The organism is Arachnia propionica (assembly GCF_003859805.1).
Lineage (GTDB): Bacteria > Actinomycetota > Actinomycetes > Propionibacteriales > Propionibacteriaceae > Arachnia > Arachnia propionica_C.
Genome location: NZ_RQZG01000035.1, coordinates 1 through 1,783 on the forward strand (window position 1 = coordinate 1; position 1,783 = coordinate 1,783).

Here is a 1,783-nt window from a genome sequence, read left to right on the forward strand (position 1 = left end):
GCTGCGTCGCCCAACTGTTCGGCAGAGCCTCCTCCTTCGGAAACACCTGACACCCAGCAAGACACAGAGCACCCCCCAGCACCATCACCACGGACCAGAACAGACGTCTCCCAGCACACAATCGAATCATCAGACTCATTCACATCCTTCGCTGACGAATTGAACGCATCCAGCCTCCATCGACATCAACTCTGCGTCGCGGAGGGGCTGGGAAAGACCAGGTCCGGATGCTCTGAGGGCTCGGGCACAAACCTCACCGTCTGCAGGAATGACAGGAAATCACCACTGATCACATCGCTGCCACGAGCACCGCGAACCTCGAAACTCCAGCATCCATCACGTCGACACAGGTCCCACCTCATCACCACCTGGCGATTGTCACCATCTTTGTCCTGCCACGCGACGCCGCAGGCAGTCGCATCATCAAAACGCCGATCCGGAAGCACCTCAACCCGAGAAACCCCGGGTTCGCCCCCCACAGCTTCAGGCAACCCCGCGCAGTACTGCTCAAAGGTCTCGACTGAAGGCTTCGTCGAGTTGCCTACCTCGATGCCTGATCGGATCAGTATGCCGGAACCATCTGGGACAGCCCCTTCCTCCTCCTCCAAACGCGAAAACCACTGCGTCACACGCCACTCCTGCGCACCGCCGTCAACATCCACCCGACGCACCTCGTAGCCAGGCGGCGGCTCGAAAGCAACAACGTCCTCAAGCACGACAGGCTCCGACAAAGGAGGACTGCACCCAACGAGCAGCGCCGAAAAAGCAACCAGAGAACCGACACAACCTGACACATGACGACCCATCATCGCCCACCTAGAGAGAAATCAGGTTCAGATTCCGGGAGTGGAACAAAACGAACCGTATCCAACACGGAGACCAACTCGCCAGAAAGCCAATTCTCCCCCTCCACGCCATTCGCCCAGAATTCCCAGCACCCATCTTCGCGGCACGACAACCACCTCTGATTGACCTTCCTTTGATTCTCGAACGGAGGAGAAGCAGAACCACAGGCACGTTCACCTGCGATGAGTCGGGCTTCAAAACGCATTAACCGCCAAGGACCCGATGCGACCCACTCACAAAGCCCCTCGAAGGTACGCGCGCCGTTTCCATGCCATTCCTCGTGACTCGTGATCAGATACCCGGAGCCAAGATGCAGACCTTCGCCATGCACTACATAAATCGGTCTGATATCATCCAGCGTTTTCAAATGAGATGAAAAAACATACCCCGGGGGCAAGCTGACCACAAGGCGATCAGTCACCTGCCGCACCTTGTACCGACTCACCTTGCGATCAGCCCAAAAAAACGGACGCTGACGTGGCGGTTCATACGGCGCTGAAAGCAGAACAGGAGCAAGCATCAACAGGATCAACAAGAAACACCTGAGGCCCCGATGAGAGGTCACCGGCACAACAGATCACCCCTCCCCATACCGGCCGAATCCTTGAACATCACTTCTCCTCAGCCCCTTCCTGCTGCGCGAGATTCAGCAGTTTGTCGACCAAGGCAGGAAAAACCCTTGTCTCCTCGCAATGCCCGAAGACCGCGCAGCAAACCATCCGCGTCAAGACCTTGGGATGCATCACGTCACCCCTTCAACCACAGCGCGCCCGCCAAGCGGCACAAAACATCGATTCACACGGGCAACCAAGGCACACGGCCCAGCTCCCTCACTTCGTCGGAGATGCCGACGGTGAAACATCCGACTCCCCCAATCTGAAATCAGCCCTGGGATCCACCGGGGGAACAAACCGCACCGTGTCCAACGCAGCAGTCA

The 1,783-nt window shown here is 57.7% G+C and carries 3 protein-coding genes; 1 reads left to right on the forward strand and 2 read right to left on the reverse strand.

Going from position 1 to position 1,783, the window contains the following annotated elements:
• Window positions 1-185: 185 nt before the first annotated feature.
• Together EII34_RS15630 and EII34_RS15635 are read right to left on the reverse strand one after the other, a co-directional pair.
• On the reverse strand, window positions 186-716 hold the full coding sequence (locus EII34_RS15630; protein ID WP_124846097.1) for a hypothetical protein: 531 nt from the start codon (window positions 714-716) through the stop codon (window positions 186-188).
• Window positions 717-805: 89 nt separating this feature from the next.
• The gene (locus tag EII34_RS15635) at window positions 806-1,378 is read right to left on the reverse strand and encodes a hypothetical protein (RefSeq protein WP_185711395.1); all 573 of its coding nucleotides are present in this window, start codon (window positions 1,376-1,378) and stop codon (window positions 806-808) included.
• Window positions 1,379-1,500: 122 nt separating this feature from the next.
• Here EII34_RS15635 and EII34_RS16355 point away from each other — a divergent pair.
• Window positions 1,501-1,783: hypothetical protein (locus EII34_RS16355; RefSeq protein ID WP_221620326.1), on the forward strand; the 283-nt coding region annotated here is incomplete at its 3' end.